Consider the following 21544-nt stretch of genomic DNA (forward strand, 5'->3'; position numbering starts at 1 on the left):
ACGAGAACTCACCACGAACAAGGAGCCGCCACCCATGGCAAACTTCACGATCGCCGACATCAAGGCGCTGCGCGAGCAGCTGGGCACGGGAATGGTCGACACCAAGAAGGCGCTCGAAGAGGCTGACGGCGACGTCGAGAAGGCCGTCGAGATCCTGCGCCTGAAGGGCGCGAAGGGTAACGCGAAGCGTGCCGACCGTTCCACGAGCGAGGGGCTCATCGCCGCCCGCGAACTGGATGGCAAGGTCACCCTCATCGAGCTTGCCTGCGAGACCGACTTCGTTGCGAAGAACGACCGCTTCGTGGCCCTCGCCGACAAGGTCGTCGAGGCTGCCGCAGCCGCCGGCGCGAACTCGGTCGACGAGGCCCTGGCCGCATCCGCGGGCGCGGGAACTGTCGACCAGCTCATCTCGGACGAGGCAGCGATCATCGGAGAGAAGGTCGAGCTGCGCCAGGTGCGCACGCTCGAGGGCGAGAAGTTCGAAATCTACCTGCACAAGACCAACAAGGACCTTCCGCCGCAGGTGGGTGTTGTGTTGGCCTACACGGGTGATGACGCCGAGACCGCTCGCGCGCTGGCGCAGCACATCTCCTTCGCCAACCCGTCGTACCTGTCCCGCGACGATGTCCCCGAGGCCGACGTCGAGAAGGAGCGCGAGATCGTCACCGAGATCTCTCGCAACGAGGGCAAGCCCGAGGCTGCCCTTCCGAAGATCGTCGAGGGCCGCGTGAACGCCTTCTTCAAGCAGGTCGCTCTGCTCGACCAGGACTACGCCCGAGACAACAAGCTCTCGGTCGCCCAGGTTGCGAAGGACGCTGGCCTCACGCTCACCGACTTCGCTCGGTTCAAGGTCGGCGCGTAAGCATCATGTCGAAAGGGTCCGCACCATCCAGTGCGGGCCCTTTCTGATGTGCTTCGGTAGGTTGTAGGCGACAAGAGGAGACGTACGTGGCGGATGAATCGACGGGGCGCCGACGCGTCCTGCTCAAGCTTTCGGGGGAAGCGTTCGGGGGAGGGCAGCTGGGGGTCAACCCGGATGTCGTCAGCCAAATGGCACGCGAGATCGCTGCGGCGGTCGACGAGGTAGAGATCGCCGTCGTCGTTGGCGGCGGTAACTTCTTCCGCGGCGCGGAGCTCAGCCAGCGGGGAATGGACCGAGGTCGCGCGGACTACATGGGGATGCTCGGCACCGTCATGAACGCACTCGCGCTGCAGGACTTCCTCGAGCAGGCGGGAGCCGCAACGCGCGTCCAGTCGGCGATCTCGATGACCCAGGTGGCCGAGCCATACATCCCCCGTCGCGCAGAACGGCACATGGAGAAGGGGCGCGTCGTCATCTTCGGAGCGGGCGCGGGCCTTCCCTACTTCTCGACCGATACCGTCGCCGCTCAGCGCGCGCTCGAGATCGGCGCGAGCGAGGTTCTCGTCGCGAAGAACGGCGTCGACGGCGTTTACACTGCCGATCCGCGCAAGGATCCCACTGCGACCCGCATCGACCGGATCACGTATCTCGACGCGTTGCAGCGTGGCTTGAAGGTCGTGGATTCGACGGCCTTCAGCCTGTGCATGGACAACGGCATGGACATGCGCGTGTTCGGTATGGAGCCCGAGGGCAACGTCACACGCGCTCTTCTCGGCGAATCCATCGGCACTGTCGTCACGGTCGGCTGAAAGCCTGCCGACTAGACTATGCAGGTCACACGCAGTAAGGAGTCGCCGTGATCGCGGATGTTTTGACCGATGCCGGAACCCGCATGGATCGTGCAGTGGAGGCCGCGAAGGATGACTTCGCGACCGTACGCACGGGACGCGCCAACCCGCAGTTGTTCCAGCGGATCATGGTCGACTACTACGGTTCGCCGACCCCGCTTGCTCAGCTTGCCTCGCTGAACAACCCTGAGGCGCGCACGCTTGTTATCAACCCCTACGACAAGTCCGCGCTCAAGGCGATCGAGCAGGCCATCCGGGATGCTCCCAACCTCGGCGCCAACCCGACCAACGACGGCATGATCGTTCGTGTCACGATGCCAGAGCTCACCGAAGAGCGCCGCAAGGAGTTCGTGAAGCTCGTGCGCGCGAAGGCCGAGGACGCCAAGGTGCACGTGCGCGGCATCCGGCGCAAGGCCAAGGATGACCTCGACGCCCTCAAGAGCGACATCGGTGAAGACGAGCTTGCTCGCGCCGAGAAAGAGCTCGATGCGCTCACGCGCGCCCACGTCGACCAGATCGACGAGGCGCTCAAGCGCAAAGAAGCTGAGCTTCTCGAGGTGTAACGGTCGACATGACCGATGACCGTTCCGATGCGCGCGTCCCTGGCGAATCCGCCGGGGAAGCTACGGAGGAGGCCGGCCCCGGCCTCCAGGCGCAGATGCGCACCGCGCGAACCGAGTTCGAGCAGCATGTGGCACACGCGCGCGCGGAGTTCGAAGAGGCCAACGAGCGCATCAAGAAGCGTACTGGCAGGGACCTGATCCTCGCGATCCTCATCGGCGTGGGTATCGGGGCTGTCGCGCTCCTGTCGCTGATCTTCATCAAGTGGGTCTTCATCTTCTTGGCTCTGGGCGTCGTCGTTCTCGGCGTTGTCGAGTTCTCGCGTGCGCTGGCGGGCTCGGATCGCCGTATCGATCTCGCGCCCCAGATCGTTGCTGCAGCCGTGGTGCTTCTCTCGGGGGCGTTCCTTGAGCTGTGGCTGCACTGGGTGGCGCTGTTCGCTGCGTTGGCTTTCGTCGTCGTCTGGCGATTGATCGCCCAGATGGCTGCTGCCGACGGCCGGCGATATTCCGCCGTCACGAGCGACGTACTCGCCGGCACTTTCGTGGTGTTCTACGTTCCGTTCCTCGCGAGCATGGCGATGGTGTTGCTGCGTCAGGATGCCGGTGAGTGGTGGATCATCGCGTTCATCGCGGTCGCCGTTGTCGCTGACACCGCCGCCTACGCTTCCGGACTCACCTTCGGGAAGCATCCGATGGCGCCGCGGATCAGTCCGAACAAGACGTGGGAGGGCTTCGCGGGCGCTGTCGTCGGCGCCGTTGCTGCGGGCATCCTGCTCGGTATCTTCATGCTGGGCATTCCCTGGTGGGCTGGTGCGATTCTGGGTGCTGTGATCCTCGGTACGGCGACAACCGGCGACCTCGGTGAGTCGATGGTGAAGCGAGACCTCGGCATCAAAGACATGAGTTCATGGCTGCCCGGACACGGGGGAGTCCTCGACCGGCTCGATTCGATCCTCCCGTCGGCAACAGCGGCGCTGGCCCTGTACTACCTGTTCTCGCCGTTGGTGGCATCATGATGTGGCGTAGCAGCGTGAGGCTGGCAACCGAATGACAATGACTTCTTCTCCGGAATCGGCAGCGCCCGCTGTCCCCGAACCGGCTCGTGCGCTGTTTCCCGTCACGCGTGGCCGAGTGAAGGGCTATGAGCGCGCCGCGGTCGACAGCTTCCTCTCGCACGCGCGTGATGCCTTTGAGGCTCCGGGACACCCGTCGATGACGTCGGGTCAGATTCGGGCTGCTGCTTTTCCGCTCGCGCGCCGCGGATACGAAATCACGAGCGTGGATGCCGCGCTGACCCGTATCGAGGACGCCTTCGCTCGTCGGGAACGCGACGCCGCCATCGCCCGGGTGGGGACGGATGTCTGGATCGCGCGGACGCGGCGAGACGCCCAGACGGTGCTCGACCGCCTGCAACGACCTTCTCGCCGTCGCTTCCAGCGGACCGGAGCTCTCCGATACGGGTACCGGATCGACGAGGTCGACTTCGTCATGAACAAGCTCGCTCGGTATCTCGAGACCGGGAGCGGCGCGACCATCGAGCAGGTTCGTGGGGTCGCCTTCCGCATGCAGCGGGGCGGCTACCGCGAAGTGCAAGTTGATGCCGTCCTGGACGCTGTCGTCGAGATCATGCTCGCTGTCGAGTGAACCCGCGCGTCGCTCGAGGCGAACCCGTGGCTTCGCCTCGGTAGAATCGGGTCATTGTGACTGATGAACGCCGTGGCGCCGACGTAACCGCGCGCGCGAGCAGTGAGCTCGCCCCGCGGCGTTCCAGCGTGCCGCCCCGGGCAGCTGCAGCCCCTGTCGGACACTGGTCGAAGCGCCGCGGCGTGCTCGCGGTCTTCGCTGCTTTCGCGGCACTGGGCTTTGTTGCGGCTAACGCCGGCCCGAGCGGAATGGCTTTCGCGACGGCCGAGGACGACACGCCCGAGCCTGTCTCGCTGTACGCGAGTTCGATCGTCGACGCGCAGTCACTGGTCATAGACACGGATGCCGAGCCTGTCGCTTTTGATCCAGATCGCGGTGGCTACGAGGTGTACGTCAAGCCCAAGCCCACTCCCGTCGTGGCATCCAGCGGTGGTGGAGGCGGCGCAGCAGCACCGTTGTTCTACTCGGGCGGTGGTTCGCCGGCCGAGTGGATGTCGGCGGCCGGGATTCCCGAGAGCGACTGGGGCTACGTCGATTACGTCGTCTCACGGGAGAGCGGGTGGAATCCCAACGCGACGAACCGGCGGTCGGGAGCCTGCGGTCTGGTTCAGGCTCTGCCGTGCAGCAAGGTTCCCGGAAGCGGCTACAACCCGGTCGACAATCTGCGGTGGGCCAACGGCTATGCCGTGGGACGCTATGGCAGCTGGGCCGGCGCGTACAACTTCTGGGTCAACAACCACTGGTGGTGACCGTCGAAGATGCCACGATCCCATCGTCGTCGACCCGAGCCTGCCGGCGATGACGGCCTCGAACGCCTGATCGCCGGCTGGAAGCGAACCGAGGTACGCCGCGGCGTGGAGTGGACGGTTCAGCCGGTATCGGCGGCGCAGGCGACGAAGTCGTATGCGTGCCCCGGATGCGTTCGCCCTATCGAGCCGGGCACCGCCCACATCGTCGCGTGGCGCGCAGATGGCGTCCTCGGGGACGCTGCCGATCTCGCGGCTCGCCGACATTGGCACTCACACTGCTGGAGGATCAGCTGACATGGAGATTCGCGGACCGATGCTTCTTCCCGCTCGCCGGCAAGAGATCGAGCTTCACACGCAAGACGGACTGACTCTGGTCGGTGAACTCGCCGTGCCTGCCGAGCGCACCCCCCACGCCACGCTCGTCACGCTGCATCCGCTGCCGACGGCTGGTGGATTCATGGACTCGCACATCTTCCGCAAGGCGGCGGCGCGCCTGCCCGCCCTGGCCGATCTTGCCGTGCTCCGATTCAACACACGCGGGACGACGTCGCCGCGGGGGACCAGCGACGGCTCTTTCGACGGTGGTGACTCCGAGCGGTGGGATGTCGCTGCGGCAATGTCGTTCGTCGCCGAACGGGGACTGCCGCGTCCGTGGATCGTCGGCTGGTCCTTCGGGACGGAGCTGGCGCTGAAGTACGCCGCCGACCACGACGTCGAAGGAATCGTGCTGCTGTCACCGCCGCTGCACCGAACCACCGAGGATGAACTGGCGGGCTGGGCAGAAGACCCGCGGCCCATCATTGTTCTTGTCCCCGAGTTCGATGACTTCCTGCGGCCCGACGAGGCGGCCAAGCGTTTCTCGGCGATCCCGCACGCCACGCTCATTCCGGTTGAGGGCGGACGCCACCTGTGGGTGGGGGAGAACCAGACCAGGACGGTGCTCACCGAGATCGTCGCTGCGATCAACCCGGATGCCCTGCCGTTGCCGACGGAGTGGGACGGCGAGCTCGGCGAGCCCGCCTGAGGCTCAGCGCTCGTTCTGGCGCGGGATCACGACCTGCCGGTAGATGATCAAGACGCTCGCCGCTGCCGGGATCGCGATCAGGGCGCCGAGGAGCCCAAGAAGCGATCCTCCCGCGAGTGCCGCGACCACCACGACCGCTCCGGGAATCGCGACGGCGCGACTCATGATTCGAGGCGAGATGACGTACGCCTCGAGCTGCATGTAGATGAGGTAGTAGATCGCCGCGATGAGGGCTATCGTCGGCGAGCCGAGACCCGGGATCAGGCAGGTCAGCACGATAATCGTCGACCCGGTGAGCGTTCCCACGAGCGGGATCAGCGAGAACAGTAGCGCCACCACCGCGAGGACCGCGGGGAACGGCGCATCGATGATGCTGAGGAAAATCCAACTCAGGATGCCGTTGATGACACCCAGGCTGACCTGGCCGATCACGTAATAGCCGACCGAATTGGTGATCTGTTCGGCGAGGTCGACGAACCGCTGACGCTTGGATGCCGCGACCAGTTGGTACACGGCCTTCTTGAGCGAGGGGATGGATGCCGTGAAGTAGATCGTCAGGATCAGCACGATGAAGGCGCCGAAGAGGCCACTTGCGATGGTGGCACCGATAGCGAGGATGTTGCCACCGATCGACCCGCCGATCGACGCGAAGTCCAGTCCCTGGAGCCACTGCAGGATGTAGGCGAAGATGTCATCCCATCTGAGCATGGGGAACACCGACTCGAGCCACGTTTGGAGCTCATCCGGCCACGAGGGGTTCTGCAGAATGCGGGTGACCTCGACGACGAACTGCGTGATCTGTTCCACGATGATCGGGAGCACCATCAGGATGACGCCGGCGAAGACGCCCAACACGACGACGATCGTGACGAGTACCGCCGCCCACCGCGGTACGCGACGGCGGATCAGCCACGAAACCATCGGTTCCAGGCCGAGCGCGAGAAACAGCGCTGTGCCCACATAAAGCAGGATCGTCGACAACGTCTGCACGCTCGCGATGAGCAGGAGTCCGAGACCCACGCCGAGGGTCGCGACGAATGCGACGCGGAAGGGGTTCTGCAGCTTCACGGGACCTCGTTCTCTCAGGCGTGACCCGCCTGGCGATCAGAATACGCATAGCCGGGGCCTAGTCGGTGATGCATCGCCTCCCTGGGGACTTTCAGGACATGTTCGCTAGTCTGAAATGTCGAGTTTTCGGCGTGCGTCGACGTCCGTGCGCCGAGGAAGGTTTTTCGTGCGTTTCGTATGGGCTGTGGTCGCGCTGGTTCTGGCGACCGTGATGATCGGGGCGGGAATCGCCCAGCGGACGATCTTCCAGGGCCCACGGTCGACGACAGCCGATGTTTCGATCACCCAAGACGAGCCGTATCTGGTCATCGACGGCGCCGTGCTGACCGCGAACCCCGGGTCCCAGACGCTGCGGGTGCTGGGGGATGGCTCTGTCTTCGCCGCTTACGGCAGAACTGCCGACGTGCAGGCATGGCTTGCTGACACCACCTACAACCAGGTAGTGCAGACCGAGGACGGCTCGCTCGTTACCGAGGAGATCGAGCCGACTCCTGAGCCCGAACCGACCGTCGACCCCACCGCCACGCCGGCAACCGACGCCCCGACCGAGGACGGGGCAGCGGCGGGGGATGCCGCGACCGATCAGGGCACCGAGGAGGAAGCTATTCCGGGGCGGAACCCGGCAGGGTCCGATCTCTGGCTGGATGAGTACCAGCAGGAAGACCTCGTCATCGCGCCGCTGCAGCTTCCAGCCGACATGAGCGTCATCATCGCCTCGGATGGAACAGAACCTGCCCCGACGACGGTGAGTGTCACCTGGCCGATCGAGAACTCCACGCCCTGGGCTGGACCCCTGATCGTCGGTGGCGGCATCCTGATGGCGGTCGGCGTTGTGCTCTACGTCCTCGGCATCCGTCACGTGCGCCGTTCGCGGGGTCCGCGCCGCAAGGGTCTGCCCGTGCCGGTGACGGAGCCGATTGATCTGTCTGTCGCGGAGTCTGACAAGGGCGTCATCAGTGCCAGCAAGCCACGGCGGGCGCTCGGGCGCGGACGAAAGACGTTCATTGCTCTCCCCGTTGCGGCGGTCACGGTCGGCCTGCTCTCTGGCTGCACGTCTGACGCGTGGCCGCAGCTGGTGCCGACCGAGACGCCGAGCCCGACCGCGTCGGTCATCGTGCCGGAGGGCCAGCAGGCTCCAGCCGTCACCAAGCAGCAGGCCGAGCGGATCGTCGAGCAGGTGGCTCAGACGGTGGCGCAGGCCGATGAGGCTAAGGATGCTGACCTCGCAGCGACCCGGCTCGACGGTGCGCTTCTGGCAGAGCGCAAGACGAACTACACACTGAGGGAGGCCATCGCCGATTATGCGATGCCGACGGCAGTTCCCGGCAAGCCCGTCGAGGTCGTGCTGCCGCAGGCCTATAACGGCTGGCCGCGTTCGTTCCTGGCGATCGTCACGGATGACGAGGCCAACACGTCGAGCATCATGGTGCTGACCCAGGCAGACCCGTGGACTCCCTACAAGCTGAGCTATATCGGCAACCTCGGTGGCAATACGCTGATGCCCGAGCTCGCCCCCTCCTACATCGGCGCCAGCCAGCTCGCCCCGGATTCGCCGTTCCTGTTGCTGCCGCCTGACGAGCTCGCCTCCGCGTACGCCGATGTGCTCGACAAGGGCGATGAGTCGGAGTTCGCGGGGATGTTCGACGAGCAGAGCGACCTCTTCCGTGCGGGAGTCGTCGCCGACCGCAAGGAACGTCTCGACGACTTCAACGAGACCGGAGCCGAAACCGGCAGTCTGACCTTCAGCGCCGCCGCCGGTGAGTTCCCTCCGTTCGCGATCGCCACGCTCGAGAGCGGCGCGATCGTCGCGGTAAGCATCGCCGAGACCGACACCGTCAAGCCGACCAACGAAGACGCCGTCATCAAGCTGGACAACAATGCGACGGTCAAGACTCTTTCGGGCGCGGACCAGTCGGCATCCGGGTTCTCGACGACCTTCAGCGACCAGCTCTTCTTCTATGTTCCGGAAAAGGGATCGAACGAACCGATCCGGCTTCTGGGGTACTCGAGTTCGATTTTGAAAGGCTCTGTGCTGTGACACTTCCCGGCTCCAACGTTCCTCTCCGGGGCGCCGTCGACCTGTCAGCCCTGCGCAACCGCCCGGCAGCGGCATCCCCGAGTGAGCCTGCTGCTGGCGCCCCCGCGGGGGGAAACACGGCGCGGCTGGTGATCGACGTCACAGACGCGATGTTCCCCGAGGTTCTTGAGCTGTCCAAGACGGTGCCTGTCGTCGTGGACCTGTGGGCCGAATGGTGCGGGCCGTGCAAGCAGCTCAGCCCCGTCCTCGAGCGCGTTGTCACGGAGCATGCGGGCCGGTTGGTTCTGGCAAAGGTCGACGTCGACGCCAACCCGCAGCTTGCTCAGGCGTTCCGCGCCCAGTCGATTCCAATGGTCGTGGCCCTGGTCGGCGGTCAGGCTGTGCCGTTGTTCACCGGCGCCGTTCCCGAACAGCAGGTGCGCGAGGTGTTCGCCCAGTTGCTGCAGCTTGCCGCGCAGAACGGCGTCACCGGCTCAGTCGGCTCAGGCGACGCCGACGCTGCTGATGAAGAGGGTGCTGCTGCCGAGCCCGCGATGCCGCCGCTTCACGCCGAGGCGTTCGCTGCGATCGAGTCCGGCGACTATGCGGCGGCGATCTCTGCGTACGAGCGCGCGCTCGCTGAGAACCCGCGCGACGCCGACGCGCGGGCGGGGCTCGCCCAGGTGCGGCTGCTCTCTCGGGTCCAGGATGCCGACCTCCAGGCCGCGCGCGCAGCGGCTGCGGCTGCTCCGACTGATGTCGACGCTCAGCTGCTGGTCGCCGACCTCGATCTTGCGGGTGGTCACGTTGAGGACGCCTTTGATCGATTGCTCGATCTGTTCGCGGCGTTGCCCGACGATGATCGCGCGCCAGTGCGGGAGCGGCTGCTTGAGCTGTTCGGCATCGTGGGCGACGACGACCCGCGCGTCATCCGGTCGCGCAGTCGCCTCGCGTCGCTGCTGTTCTGACAGTGGGCGCCCGGAAGGGCGAATTGCCCTGCGTCAGTCGCGGATAGTGGAGGGCACCCGGGCCTGCGGGTCGTAGCGCAGCCAGATGACGCTCGTCGCGGGCAGCACCATTGACGCTCTGCCGTCCTCGCCTGCAACAACCATCCCGAGGTTGCCGACGCCTGCGCCGCCGTAGTCCTGCGCGTCGGTGTTGAGGATCTCGCGCCAGACTCCGCTGTGGGGAAGGTCGAGCGCGTAGTTCGAGAGCGTGGACCCCGAGAAGTTGCACACTGCGGCGACGATGTTGCCGTCCCAGTCCCGTCGGGTGAAGGCGAGCACACTCGGGTTCCATGAGGGAGCGCCGATGCGCGAGAACGCAGACCCGTCGTTGTCGCGACTCCACAGGGGTGGGTTGGCGCGGTACGTGCCGTTGACAGCACCGACGAAGTCCTGGAGCTGTCGGTGGGTCGGCTGGTCTAGCGTCCACCAGTCGAGCCCGCGCGATTCAGACCACTCCGCCATCTGCCCGAACTCTTGCCCCATGAAAAGCAGCTGCTTGCCGGGGTGCGCCCACATGTAGGCGAGGTACGCCCGCATGTTCGCGAGCTTGGCAGCATGATCGCCCGGCATCCGAGAGAACAGACTTCCCTTGCCGTGCACTACCTCGTCGTGGCTGATCGGAAGCACGTAATTCTCGCTGAATGCGTACACGAACGAGAAGCTCAGCTCACCCTGATGGTAGGAGCGGTACAGGGGATCTCGCTTGATGTATTCGAGACTGTCGTTCATCCAGCCCATGTTCCACTTGAACCCGAAACCGAGCCCGGCGTGGTCGGTGGGCGCGGTCACACCGGGGAAGCTCGTCGATTCCTCGGCCATCATGCTGATGCCCGGGAACGTCTTGTAGCACGTCGCATTGACCTCCTGCAGGAACCGAATGGCCTCGAGGTTCTCCCGACCGCCGTGGATGTTCGGTTCCCACTCGCCAGCGTTGCGCGAGTAATCGAGGTAGAGCATCGAGGCGACGGCATCCACGCGCAGTCCGTCGACGTGGAACTCGTCGTACCAGTACAGCGCGTTGGCGACCAGGAAGTTGCGGACCTCGTTGCGTCCGTAGTCGAAGATGAGCGTTCCCCAGTCCTTGTGCTCGCCGCGACGGGGGTCCGGGTGCTCGTAGAGGGCCCTGCCGTCGAACTTCGCGAGTGCGAACTCGTCCTTCGGGAAGTGTCCGGGAACCCAGTCCATGATGACGCCGATGCCGGCCTGGTGCAGCCGGTCGATCAGGTACTTGAGGTCGTCGGGGCTGCCGAATCTGCTCGTGGGTGCGAAGTAACCCGTGACCTGATAGCCCCAGGATCCGCCGAACGGATGCTCCGCGAGGGGGAGGAACTCCACGTGGGTGAAGCCAAGCGCGCTCACGTGTTCGATCAGAGGGTCGGCTGCGTCGCGGTACGACAAGCCGGGGCGCCACGAGCCGAGGTGGACCTCGTAGATCGACATGGGCTCGGTCACCGGGCGACTCTTGGAACGTCGTGAAATCCAGGCCGAGTCCTGCCATCGGTACGACGACGCGGTGACGACCGACCCGGTAGCGGGGGGAACCTCCGCGAGTCGGGCCAGCGGGTCGGCCTTCAGCCGCCACTGCCCGTCCGGTCCCTGGATCTCGTACTTGTAGACCGCTCCCTCATCGACAGCGGGGATGAACAACTCCCAGACCCCGGAGCCACCCATCGAGCGCATCGCGTGGGCTGCGCCGTCCCACCCGTTGAAGTTGCCGACGACCCGAACTGCGCGGGCGTTCGGCGCCCAGACGGCGAAGGATGTGCCATGGCTGTCTTCGTGGGTTCGAACGTGTGAGCCCAGGACGTCCCAGAGCCGCTCGTGGCGTCCCTCGCGGATCAGATGGAGGTCCAGTTCGCCGATGGTGGGGGAGTGCCGATAGGGATCGTCGTCCCGGTAGTCGGGTCCGTCGTCGTACGTCGCGTCGATCCGGTAGGAACCAATCGGTCCGGTGACCGTGCCCTCCCAGATGCCTGCCGCGACATGCTCCAGCCGCACGCGTTTGCCGCCATCGAATACGGCGGTGACCGTCGCGGCGAGCGGTCGGCGGGTCCGGATGACCCACGTGTTCTTGCCGGCGGGATGGATGCCGAGAACGCTGTGGGGGTCGTGATGGCTGCCGTGCGCGACGGCGTCGAGTGTGGCGGGGTCGATCGTAGTCATCGCTGTCCCTCAATCCGCAGGATGTGCACGGGCTCGCGGAAGGCGTCGAGCCGCACGTAGTTGTGGTCTGTCCAGGTCCACTGGGCCCCGGTGATGAGGTCGGTGACCCCGAAGGCCTCACCCGGTTCGACGCCCCACACGCGAGTGTCGAGGTGGACCGTGGTCTCGCGCACCGAATGGGGGTCGACGTTCACCACGACGAGGATCGTGTCGGATTCGCCCGTCGGCGAGAGGGCGGCATCCAGGTGCTTCGAATAGACGAGGATCGCGTCGTCGTCGCTCCAGTGGACCGTGAGGTTTCGCAACTGACGCAGTGCCGGGTGATCCCGGCGGATCTCGTTGAGGCGGGTCAGGAACGGCGCGAGGGATGAGCCCGCCGCGTCGATCGCCTCCCAGTCGCGGAACTTGTACTCATACTTCTCGTTGTCGATGTTCTCTTCGGAACCTGGCCGGGCGACATTCTCGAACAGTTCATAACCCGCATACACGCCGTAGACCGGCGCAGCCGTGGCGGCGATCGCGGCACGGATGACGTACGCCGCGTGGCCGCCGTACTGGAGGTATTCGGTGAGGATATCGGGGGTGTTCACGAAGAGGTTGGGCCGAAGGTAGTCCGCGGTCTCGTGGGCAAGCGAGGAGAGGAACTCCTCGAGCTCCTCCTTCGTGTTGCGCCAGGTGAAGTAGGTGTAGCTCTGTTGGAACCCCGCCATTGCAAGCCCCTGGAGCGGAGCGGGGCGGGTGAACGCCTCGGCCAGGAAGACGACATCCGGGCGCTCGGCGTTCACCTCGCGGATCAACCACTCCCAGAACTGGAGCGGCTTGGTGTGCGGGTTGTCGACGCGGAAGATGCGGACGCCCTGCGCAATCCAGTGGCGCACGATCCGCAACACCTCGGCGCGGATTCCCTCGGGATCGTTGTCGAAGTTGATCGGATAGATGTCCTGATACTTCTTCGGGGGGTTCTCGGCGTACGCGATGGACCCGTCGGGGAGCGTCGTGAACCACTCCGGGTGGCTTGTCACCCACGGATGATCCGGGGACGCCTGCAGCGCGAGGTCGAGCGCAACCTCGAGCCCTTCGGCGGCAGCTGCCCGCACGAACGCACGGAAGTCGGCGAGAGTGCCGAGATCAGGATGGACGGCATCATGTCCGCCCTCTGCCGCGCCGATCGCCCACGGCGAGCCCGGATCGCCCGGACCGGGGGTCAGCGAGTTGTTCGGGCCCTTGCGATTCGTGCGCCCGATCGGATGGATCGGCGGCAGGTACACGACGTCGAAACCCATCCGTGCAACCGCGGGAAGCCGCTTGCTGGCAGTGCGAAACGTACCGCTCTTGACGGTGCCGTCTTTGCGGAGTTTTGCCCCTTCGGACCGGGGGAAGAACTCGTACCAGGCGCCCACGCCTGCCCGTTCGCGTTCGACGAGCAAGTCGCGGTCGCTGCCCACGGTCACGAGGGACTGCAGCGGGCGAGCCGTGAACGCTGCCTCCAGACGCGGATCGTCAATAAGGCTGAGCGGCTCGGTGCCGGCATCCGCGCGGAACTGCTCTGCCATCTCGGTGAGCATGCGGCGCTCGGCTGCCGGTCGATCGCGTTCGGCAGCGCCGCGTTCGCACAGCAGCGCCCCCATCTCCAGCATGAGGGGGACATCGACACCGGCGAGCACTTTGACGTGGGCCGCGTGGTGCCAGGTGGCGAAGTCGTCAGCGAAGGACTCGAAGTGGAACGTCCAGGTTCCCTCCTCAAGGAGCGCAACGTTCGTCCACCAGCGGTCGAATCCGTCCCCCGCAGGGTCCAGGCGATGCAGCGACTCGTCGCCCGACGGTGAGGTCAGGCGCAGGTGAACGCCGATGCGATCGTGGCCCTCGCGGAAGGCCGTGACGCCGAACGCGACAGCCTCGCCGTGAAAGGCGCTCGGGCTATAGGCCGCGTCGGGGGTGTCAGGCCTCGGCCGGACCATGGGGATGCGTCCCATGGCGGCGTCAGCGGCCGGCGCGAGCGGCGAGGCGGGGCGCACCGGGATCGCGGTGGCGCTTCGCCACGGCCGAGGAACGGGGGAGCGTCTGCTGGTTGCCACGTTTCGAACCTACCCCGCGCACCGCCAGCGGGAACAGGTGTGGACAGGGGGCGCGCCGTCCGCAACAATGCGCCCCTGGAAGAGGCTCAGGCCGGGTCGGCTACGAACAGGCGCATCGATGTCGGACCGAGCTCGACGGATGACGCGGGCTCGTGGGCGGTGATGTCGTCCGACGGATGCTCGTCCTCGCTCGACCAGACCGCTCGATATCGCGCGACCCCCTCGACCCGTGGCAGAAGCACGGTAACCGGACGCTCGGTGCCGTGCACGACGAGAAGAATCCGGTTGGGTGCCTCGAGCTCGGGAGTCGAGGTCGCGAGGTACTGCAGCGTGCGGTGCGTCGGATCGGCCCACCGCGCGCCCGACATCATCTCGCCGTGCTCGTCGTACCAGTCCATGACCGACGCTGAGGGCGTCTCCTGGTCATCGCGCGCGAACCTGCTCGGACGCAGCGCGGGGTTCTGCGCGCGCAGAGTCAAGAGGCGCTGGACGTGGGCGAAGAGGTTCGCCTGCCACGGCGCATGCTCCCACGGCAACCAGGTCAGCGGCCCGTCGTGGCAGTAGGCGTTGTTGTTGCCATGCTGCGTGCGTCCGAACTCATCACCTGCAGTGATCATCGGGACTCCCGCGGAGAGCAGGAGGGTGCCCATCAGATTGCGCATAGCGCGGCGCCGCGTAGCCAGGATGAGCGGGTCGTCAGTCTCGCCCTCGGCCCCATGGTTGAACGACCTGTTCGTGTCGGCGCCATCACGATTGTGTTCGCCGTTTGCCGTGTTGTGTTTGACGTCGTACGACACCAGGTCGTGGAGCGTGAAGCCGTCGTGTGCTGTCACGAAGTTGACGCTCGCAAGCGGACCACGTTCGGCGCTGAAGGTGTTCGACGAGCCCGCAAGGCGGGTCGCGAACCCGCCGACCCCCACGGGCGCTGTCGCGGCGCGACGACCGTAGTCGACATCGCTGAGCCAGAAGTTGCGCACGCGGTCACGGTAGCGGTCGTTCCATTCCATCCAGCCCGGACCGAAGTTGCCTGTCTGCCAGCCACCCATCCCGACGTCCCACGGCTCGGCGATCTTCTTGACATCCGCAAGCGCGGGATCGTCGATGATCGCTCGAAGCAACGGATGCTCGGGGGTGAAGGTGTGCTCGCGGTCACGCCCGAGCGTCGTGGCGAGATCAAAGCGGAAACCGTCGACCTGCACGTCGTTGGCCCAATACCGCAGCGAGTCGAGGACCAGGCGGGAGGCGGCATCCGTGGCGGTATCGACGCTGTTTCCGCAGCCTGTGACGTCGATGTAGGCGCCGTCGGCGTGCTGACGGTAGTAGCCCCGGTTGTCGATGCCCCGGAAGCTCGAGCGCGGGCCACCGAGCTCGGCCTCGGATGTGTGGTTGTAGACGACGTCGAGGATGACTTCCAGGCCGGCCTCGTGCAGGAGCTTGACCATGCCCTTGAACTCCCGCAGCACCGCTTCCGGACCCTGGCGCCGGTTCTCTTCGGTCGCATAGGCGGCATGGGGAGCGAAAAAGCCGACGGTGTTGTAGCCCCAGTAGTTCGTGAGGCCCAGCTCGAGCAGGCGGGGCTCGCTCGCGAACTGGTGGACCGGAAGCAGCTCAATGCTGGTGACCCCGAGCGCGGTGAAGTGCTCGATCATCGCCGGGTGCGCAAGTCCCGCGTAGGTGCCGTGCAGGGCAGGGGGAACCTCGGGATGACGCTTGGTCATCCCCTTGACGTGACCCTCGTAGATGACCGTCCGGTCCAGAGGCACGAGGGGTTTGCGCGCGCCGCACCAGTCGAAATCGCCGGCGACGACCACCGATCGCCATCCGCGGAAGCCATTGCATGCGAGGCCCCGTGCGTAGGGGTCGATGAGCAGCGTTGAGGGATTGAACGTGTTCCCGGGGCCCTGCGGTCCATCCACCTGGATCGCGTAATGGGTTCCCGGGCGCAGCCCCGCCGCATACGCCGACCAGATGTCACCGTCGGTGCGCGCCAGCGGAACAGTCTCGATGACCCAGTCCAGGTCGTCGTTGTCGAAGATCAGGAGGTCGATCGAGGATGCGTGCGCTGACCAGACCCGCAGCGTGCCGCCACCGTCATGCAGCCGGACACCGAGGTCGTCGAACCGCGGCGACAGGAGACCGGCGTCGGTCATGTCGGCGCGCGAAAGTACAGCTGACTCGGGGATCGGCATGCGTAGAGCATAACGACGCGGTACATGCCGCAGACGCGTCTGCCGCAGGCGTCGGCGGCCCACGACCCCGGGGCAGTGGCACAGTGGAGTGCGTGAGCATCTACCTCGACCATGCGGCCTCGACGCCGCTGCGTCCTGAGGCGCGCGAGGCCTGGCTGCAAGCGGCGTCGGTCGTCGGCAATGCGTCGTCGATCCACGCGAATGGCCAGAGTGCGCGGCGAGTCCTGGAGGATGCTCGTGAACGGCTCGCTGCGGCGGTGGGTTGCGACCCGATCGAGATCGTGATCACTTCCGGTGGGACCGAAGCCGTGAATCTCGCCCTGAAAGGGCTCTGGCAGACCCGTCGCGCCGGCACCTCCGACATCGTCCTGCCTGACGGTGAGCATCACGCCTCCATCGACCCCGTGGACTGGATCGCGAGGCGCGATGGTGCCGGCATCCGGAGTGTGCCACTCACAACCCGGGGAGCCATCGACGCTGCCGAGTTCGCGGCGGCTCTCCCTGGGGCCGCTCTGGCAACGGCGCTTGTCGCCAACAACGAAGTGGGCACGGTCAACCCGGTTGCCGCTCTCGCCCGGGCCGCAGCCTCCGAGCGCGTGCCGCTGCATCTGGACGCCATCGCGGCGTTCGGACATGTGCCGGTGTCTTTCGCCCAGCTGCGAGGCGATGCTCGCCCCGGAGCCGGGCTCCTCGCCATGAGCCTGTCAGCGCACAAGGTCGGCGGACCGATCGGGGTTGGCGCTCTCGTGGTCGCCCGGTCTGCCCGACTGGACCCGCTGCTGCACGGCGGTGGTCAACAGCGCGGACTGCGCTCGGGGACCCAGGACATCGCTGGAGCGGCGGCCTTCGCGGTAGCTGCCGAGCTCGCGGTCGGGGAGCTTGCCGAAGAGTCGGCGCGCTTGTCGGGGATGCGCGATCGGCTGATCGCTGGCGCACTGGCCACGGTCCCGGCAGCCGAGCTGCTCGGTGATCCAGTCGACCGCCTGCCGGGGAATGCGCACATCCTCTTTCCCGGGGCGTCGGGGGAGTCGCTTCTCTTCCTGCTCGACATGGCCGGGGTCTCGGTGTCGACGGGGTCTGCGTGTCAGGCGGGTGTTCCCGAGCCTTCCCACGTCGTGACCGCGATGGGTCGAAGCGATCGGGAGGCGCGCGAGGTGCTGCGGTTCACCCTGGGGCGCTCAACGACGGATGCCGACATCGACGCGGTTCTGCGGGTGCTTCCCGATGCGGTAGAGCGGGCGCGGGCGGCATCCGGGTCCCGTACAGATGGCCGCTCGTAGACTGGGACCATGCGTGTTCTTGCGGCCATGAGTGGCGGAGTCGACTCTGCCGTCGCCGCGGCGCGCGCTGTGGATGCCGGCCACGAGGTCGTCGGGGTGCATCTCGCGCTTTCGCGCGCCGGAGGGACGCTGCGAACGGGCAGCCGCGGCTGTTGCACGATCGAGGACGCGATGGATGCTCGCCGCGCGGCCGATCGCCTGGGCATCCCGTTCTACGTGTGGGACTTCTCGGAGCGGTTCCGCGACGAGGTAATCGACGATTTCATCGCCGAGTACCGGGCCGGGCGCACGCCGAACCCGTGCATGCGCTGCAACGAGAAGATCAAGTTCGCAGCGCTGTTGGAGCGCGCGATCGAGCTCGGCTTCGATGCCGTCTGCACCGGCCATTACGCGACCCTCGTCGAGACGCCGGAGGGCCGTGAGCTGCACCGGGCGTCGGATGCGGCGAAAGACCAGTCGTATGTGCTTGGCGTGCTCGACGCTGACCAGCTCGCGCACTGCCTGTTCCCGCTCGGTTCGACCCCGTCGAAGGCTGTCGTGCGCGCCGAGGCGGAGGAGCGGGGCCTGACCGTTGCGCACAAGCCCGACAGCCACGACATCTGCTTCATTCCCGACGGCGACACGAAGGGGTGGCTGGCTGAGCGCGTCGGGGTCGCTGAAGGGCCTATCGTCGATCGTTCCGGCGCCCAGGTGGGCACTCACGATGGTGCCCACGCCTACACGGTCGGTCAGCGCCGCGGGCTCGCACTCGGCACTCCGGCTTCTGATGGCAAGCCGCGGTTCGTTCTCGAGATCCGACCCGTGACCAACACGGTGGTCGTCGGGCCGAAGGAGGCTCTCGCGACCGCCGAGATCGCCGGATCACGGGTGACCTGGGCGGGGCGGGCGCCGGATGCGGCATCCTTCGCGTGCGACGTACAGATCCGCGCCCACGCCGATCCGGTTCCCGCGCGAGCAGAGATCCTCGACGGCGAGGTCGTGGTCACGCCCGATGAGCCCCTCGACGGGGTCGCTACCGGGCAGACAGCGGTGCTCTACGACGGCACGCGCGTCATCGGCCAGTTCACGATCGATCGCACGAGGTCGGCTGTTCCCATCGAGGCGTGAGCAGCGGCATCCTGTGTCGGCCTGCCGTGTCGTGGGTGGTGCCTAAACTGCACTCGTGGCCACGAACGACGTTTCCCCTGCATCTGTGACGATCCCGGATGCGGAGCTCGCGCGGCTCAGTCTCGACGATGCTCGGGCGGAGGCTTCGCGCCTCACTGACCTCATTGTCGATGCCCGCGGGGCGTACTACGGGCGTGACGAGGTCATCGTCGACGACGCCACGTACGACACGTGGATGCAGCGGCTGGAGGCCCTCGAGCGACTGCATCCCGAAGTTCAGGGGCAGGATTCGCCGACACTCTCGGTCGGGGCAGCATCAGGCACGCTGTTTTCGCCGGTCGAGCATGCCGAGCGGATGCTGAGCCTCGACAATGTCTTCAGCGACGAGGAATTCCGGGCCTGGGCTGCACGCGTGCAGCGTGACGTCGGCGGCTCAGTTCGTTACCTGTGTGAGCTCAAGATCGACGGTCTCGCCCTGTCGTTGCGCTACGAGCACGGGCGGCTCGTGTCGGCTGCCACGCGGGGCGACGGACGCGTCGGAGAGGACGTGACCGAGAACGTCCGGGACGTGGCCGGTATCCCGACCGCGCTTGCCGGGACGGGACATCCTGAGCTTGTCGAGGTGCGTGGTGAGGTGTTCTTCACCGTGGCTGACTTCGAGTCGCTCAACGCCTACCAGGAGTCGATGGGAGATCGCCTGTTCGCGAATCCGCGGAACGCGGCATCCGGGTCGCTCCGGCAGAAGCGCGAGGGCAAGAACGAGCGCCAGCTCGAGGCGATGCACGAACGGCTCTCGCGGCTGCGGCTGACCGTCCATGGCATCGGCGCCTGGCCGAATCCTCCGGTAGCGACCCAGAGCGAGGTCTATGGGCTGCTGGAGTCGTGGGGTTTGCCGGTGAGTCGGTACTTCACGGTCGCAGAGTCAGTCGATGCCGCCGCCGATTACATCCGCCACTACGGCGAACACCGTCACGATGTCGAGCACGAGATCGACGGTGTCGTCGTGAAAGTCGATGAGTTGGCTTTGCACGACGAGCTGGGCGCGACGAGCCGCGCGCCGCGGTGGGCGATTGCGTACAAGTACCCGCCCGAGCAGGTGAACACGAAGCTGCTCGACATCGTCGTTTCGGTCGGGCGAACCGGCCGCGCGACACCGTTCGCCGTTATGGAACCGGCGCGTGTCGCGGGCAGCGTCGTACGTCAGGCGACGCTGCACAACCAGGACGTCGTGAAGGCCAAGGGGGTCCTCATTGGCGACACGATCGTCATCCGCAAGGCCGGCGATGTCATTCCCGAAGTCCTCGGGCCGGTCGTCGAGTTGCGTGACGGCAGCGAACGCGCATTCATCATGCCGACGCACTGCCCCGAGTGCGGCTCTCCGCTCGCCCCCGCCAAAGAGGGCGACATCGATCTGCGATGCCCGAACACGCGATCGTGTCCGGCCCAGGTTCGCGGTCGGGTCGAGCACATTGGTTCGCGTGGCGCTCTCGATATCGAGGGGCTCGGTGAGGTGTCAGCTGCCGCCCTGACGCATCCGTTGCGCCCCGAGGTGCCGCCGCTGGTCACTGAGGCGGGGCTGTTCGATCTGCGTGCCGAGGACCTTTTTCCAATCGACGTCGAGGTGCGCGATGCCGAGACGGGGCTTGTTCGGCTCGATGCCGACGGTGAGCCGGATGCGCGCAGCCCGTTCCGTCGTCAGCGCAGGGCTCCGCTGGAAGGTCGTGCGCCGACAGCGTCGCGACCCGATCCCGTGTTCGATCCTGAGAGGCCGTTCGATGGGGATGCCGACTTCATTCTGTCGGCGGCGGCGTATGAGCTGCTCGACAATCTCGAACGCGCCAAGACGAAGGAGTTGTGGCGCTTCCTCGTCGCGTTGAGCATCCGTCACGTTGGCCCGGTCGCTGCCCGCGCGCTGGCGCAGTGGTTCGGGTCGATTGATGCGATTCGTGCGGCTTCCCGTGAGGAGCTCGCGGCGGTCGAGGGCGTCGGCCCGATCATCGCCGATGCGATCATCGACTGGTTCGAGGTGGACTGGCACGTGGAGATCGTCGAGCGGTGGGCGGCTGCCGGAGCGCAGTTGTCGACCCCCGGCCATCCTGGTCCTGGCGCTGCTGTCGTCTCGGGCGGCGTGCTCGAGGGGGTCACGGTTGTGGCTACCGGAACCCTGGAGGGCTACACGCGCGAGGGCGCACAAGAGGCGATCATGGCAGCTGGCGGCAAGGCTGCCTCGAGCGTGTCCAAGAAGACGGATTTCGTGGCTGCTGGCCCGGGCGCGGGCTCGAAGCTCGCGAAGGCGGAGGAGCTCGGTGTGCGGATTATCGATGCAGCCCAGTTCCGCATCCTCGTGGAGCAGGGTCCAGCCGCGCTGGGGGAGTAATCTGGCGCCAATCTGAGTGTCGTACGTTTGTTCTAATCTCATGATCAAGGTCACTGAGGGAGGACAAGATCATGAGTGCACTGGACGCCGCAACGCAGGCATGGCTCGACCAAGAAGATCGCCACACCGTTGAGACCATTCGAAAGTACGGCACGTACATCCAGTACGTCGGTGGGGCCGGGCACGTTGAGCGCGCGCCGTTCGCGTACACGGTTGGTCTGTACGGGATCGGTCATCCCGAGCTCGCGATTCTTGGCGTGGGGCCCGAGACTGCGGCAGCGGTTCTCAACGATCTCTCGGCGCGTGTCCGGGACGGATCCGATCTCATTCCGGGCGAGATTCTGAGCTTCCAGGCGTGGCAACATCGCGTCCGCGTCGAGGCGGTTCCCAACCCGGGCGAGATCGCCTTCGCCGCCAATCGGTTCTACGAGCGACCCGACGCGTTCTCGGTTCCTCTTCTCCAACTCACCTACGACGATGTCAACGGCCACTTTCCGGACGAGGTGGGGTACTCGATTCCCGCATGGATCCAACCACGGCCTGGGCAGTGGCGAGCCTGATGCCGCGAGGC

At 66.2% G+C, this 21544-nt stretch carries 18 protein-coding genes; 14 read left to right on the forward strand and 4 right to left on the reverse strand.

Annotation, left to right across the window (positions count from 1 at the left end):
- Positions 1 to 34 precede the first annotated feature (34 nt).
- The 8 genes from tsf (at position 35) to LL236_RS07765 (ending at position 5690) form a co-directional block, all read left to right on the forward strand.
- A complete protein-coding gene (tsf, locus tag LL236_RS07730; protein ID WP_228178162.1) occupies positions 35 to 862 on the forward strand; it encodes a translation elongation factor Ts in 828 nt (275 codons plus the stop codon).
- An 86-nt stretch (positions 863 to 948) separates the two neighbouring features.
- Positions 949 to 1671 (forward strand): UMP kinase, encoded by a 723-nt coding sequence (pyrH, locus tag LL236_RS07735; protein ID WP_228178163.1) that lies wholly within the window; start codon positions 949 to 951, stop codon positions 1669 to 1671.
- Positions 1672 to 1718: 47 nt separating this feature from the next.
- Positions 1719 to 2273, forward strand: coding sequence for a ribosome recycling factor (gene frr, locus LL236_RS07740; RefSeq protein ID WP_228178164.1), 555 nt, complete (start codon positions 1719 to 1721; stop codon positions 2271 to 2273).
- A gap of 8 nt (positions 2274 to 2281) precedes the next feature.
- Positions 2282 to 3289 (forward strand): phosphatidate cytidylyltransferase, encoded by a 1008-nt coding sequence (locus tag LL236_RS07745; protein ID WP_228178165.1) that lies wholly within the window; start codon positions 2282 to 2284, stop codon positions 3287 to 3289.
- 37 nt (positions 3290 to 3326) lie between these two features.
- The gene (locus LL236_RS07750; RefSeq protein WP_228178166.1) at positions 3327 to 3917 is read left to right on the forward strand and encodes a DivIVA domain-containing protein; all 591 of its coding nucleotides are present in this window, start codon (positions 3327 to 3329) and stop codon (positions 3915 to 3917) included.
- Between the two features lie 56 nt (positions 3918 to 3973).
- Positions 3974 to 4666, forward strand: a complete 693-nt coding sequence (locus LL236_RS07755; protein WP_228178167.1) for a transglycosylase SLT domain-containing protein — start codon at positions 3974 to 3976, stop codon at positions 4664 to 4666.
- Positions 4667 to 4675: 9 nt separating this feature from the next.
- Entirely contained in the window at positions 4676 to 4960 is a 285-nt protein-coding gene (locus LL236_RS07760) for a hypothetical protein (protein ID WP_228178168.1), read from the forward strand.
- 1 nt (position 4961) lies between these two features.
- The gene (locus LL236_RS07765) at positions 4962 to 5690 is read left to right on the forward strand and encodes an alpha/beta hydrolase (RefSeq protein WP_228178169.1); all 729 of its coding nucleotides are present in this window, start codon (positions 4962 to 4964) and stop codon (positions 5688 to 5690) included.
- A 3-nt stretch (positions 5691 to 5693) separates the two neighbouring features.
- Here the strand turns inward: LL236_RS07765 and LL236_RS07770 are convergent, their stop codons facing one another.
- A complete protein-coding gene (locus tag LL236_RS07770) occupies positions 5694 to 6758 on the reverse strand; it encodes an AI-2E family transporter (RefSeq protein WP_228178170.1) in 1065 nt (354 codons plus the stop codon).
- Between the two features lie 166 nt (positions 6759 to 6924).
- Between LL236_RS07770 and LL236_RS07775 the strand changes: the two genes are divergently transcribed.
- Entirely contained in the window at positions 6925 to 8796 is a 1872-nt protein-coding gene (locus tag LL236_RS07775; RefSeq protein WP_228178171.1) for a glycosyl transferase, read from the forward strand.
- Positions 8793 to 9743 carry a tetratricopeptide repeat protein gene (locus tag LL236_RS07780; protein ID WP_228178172.1) on the forward strand — a complete coding sequence of 317 codons (951 nt, stop codon included), beginning with the start codon at positions 8793 to 8795 and terminating at the stop codon, positions 9741 to 9743. The genes LL236_RS07775 and LL236_RS07780 overlap by 4 nt, the downstream gene beginning before the upstream one ends.
- 33 nt (positions 9744 to 9776) lie before the next feature.
- Here the strand turns inward: LL236_RS07780 and glgB are convergent, their stop codons facing one another.
- From glgB to glgX, 3 genes are all read right to left on the reverse strand, one after another.
- Positions 9777 to 11945, reverse strand: coding sequence for a 1,4-alpha-glucan branching protein GlgB (glgB, locus tag LL236_RS07785; protein ID WP_228178173.1), 2169 nt, complete (start codon positions 11943 to 11945; stop codon positions 9777 to 9779).
- Positions 11942 to 13903 (reverse strand): maltotransferase domain-containing protein, encoded by a 1962-nt coding sequence (locus tag LL236_RS07790; RefSeq protein WP_228178235.1) that lies wholly within the window; start codon positions 13901 to 13903, stop codon positions 11942 to 11944. The genes glgB and LL236_RS07790 overlap by 4 nt, the downstream gene beginning before the upstream one ends.
- Before the next feature lie 203 nt (positions 13904 to 14106).
- Complete coding sequence (gene glgX / locus LL236_RS07795; protein ID WP_228178236.1) at positions 14107 to 16170, reverse strand: glycogen debranching protein GlgX; 2064 nt, start codon at positions 16168 to 16170, stop codon at positions 14107 to 14109.
- Between the two features lie 131 nt (positions 16171 to 16301).
- On the opposite strand from glgX, the gene LL236_RS07800 reads away from it, so the two are divergent.
- The 4 genes from LL236_RS07800 (at position 16302) to LL236_RS07815 (ending at position 21533) form a co-directional block, all read left to right on the forward strand.
- Complete coding sequence (locus tag LL236_RS07800; RefSeq protein ID WP_228178174.1) at positions 16302 to 17489, forward strand: cysteine desulfurase family protein; 1188 nt, start codon at positions 16302 to 16304, stop codon at positions 17487 to 17489.
- A gap of 9 nt (positions 17490 to 17498) precedes the next feature.
- Entirely contained in the window at positions 17499 to 18596 is a 1098-nt protein-coding gene (mnmA, locus tag LL236_RS07805) for a tRNA 2-thiouridine(34) synthase MnmA (protein ID WP_228178175.1), read from the forward strand.
- An 85-nt stretch (positions 18597 to 18681) separates the two neighbouring features.
- Positions 18682 to 20973, forward strand: coding sequence for an NAD-dependent DNA ligase LigA (gene ligA / locus LL236_RS07810; protein WP_228178237.1), 2292 nt, complete (start codon positions 18682 to 18684; stop codon positions 20971 to 20973).
- Positions 20974 to 21044: 71 nt separating this feature from the next.
- A complete protein-coding gene (locus LL236_RS07815) occupies positions 21045 to 21533 on the forward strand; it encodes a DUF4262 domain-containing protein (RefSeq protein ID WP_228178176.1) in 489 nt (162 codons plus the stop codon).
- The last annotated feature ends 11 nt before the right edge of the window (positions 21534 to 21544 follow it).

The organism is Microbacterium schleiferi (assembly GCF_020781975.1).
Taxonomy (GTDB): Bacteria; Actinomycetota; Actinomycetes; order Actinomycetales; family Microbacteriaceae; genus Microbacterium.